The following is a 691-nucleotide window of genomic DNA, read 5'->3' on the forward strand; positions in this document are numbered from 1 at the left end:
TCGTCGGAATCGGCCGGCGGCAGGAAGCACCGGGCGTTGGTGTGGCCCTTGATCCGCGGGCCCTCGCGGAAGATGTCCAGGGACGCGAAGAAATCGTTCTGCACGGTCGACGTGTCCCGGACCGCCGCCCGGCTCTCCATCTGCGCCAGCACGATGCCGGTCGTGACGGAGCCCTTCTCGCCCTCGTCGAAGGCCGGCGTGCGGACGTAGCTGCGCATCGCCATGCCGGCCACGGGACGGCGGTCGATCTCCTTCTCCAGCCGGCGGCGCTCCGAACGGGGCAGTCCGCGCAGCGACTCCTTGCGCAGGGCGGTCGCCTGGGCGCCGCTGAGTACGGTGTCGGAGCCGAACTCCCCGAGGTCGGGGCCGCGCGTCCAGCCGTCGGGCCGGTACGGCACGAGGGTGGCGGCCAGCCCGGTGGCCTCGGCCTCCTCCTCGTCCGCGGCGGCCTTCGCGGACGCCCACACGGGCGCACCGGCGTCCCGGTCGGCCCCGTCGACGACGACACCGGTGTACCCGACGCCCCCGGCCACGGCGGCCGCCAGCAGCAGGCACCCGGCCACGGCGACGATCCGGCGCCGGCGAGCGGGCTTGCGGGGGTCGGCTTCGGCGGGGGCCGGCGCGGGTACCTCCGCGGTCGCACCGGGGTCGGCCGGAACGGGAGCCGTCTCGGGCGCGGCCGGGACGGGGG

At 76.4% G+C, this 691-nt stretch carries 1 protein-coding gene; it reads right to left on the reverse strand.

Annotated features, from left to right (window positions below; genetic code table 11):
• Positions 1–691: hypothetical protein (locus J7I94_RS10240; RefSeq protein WP_215166680.1), on the reverse strand; the 691-nt coding region annotated here is incomplete at both ends.

This window comes from Streptomyces sp. ISL-12 (assembly GCF_018614415.1).
Classification (GTDB): domain Bacteria; phylum Actinomycetota; class Actinomycetes; order Streptomycetales; family Streptomycetaceae; genus Streptomyces.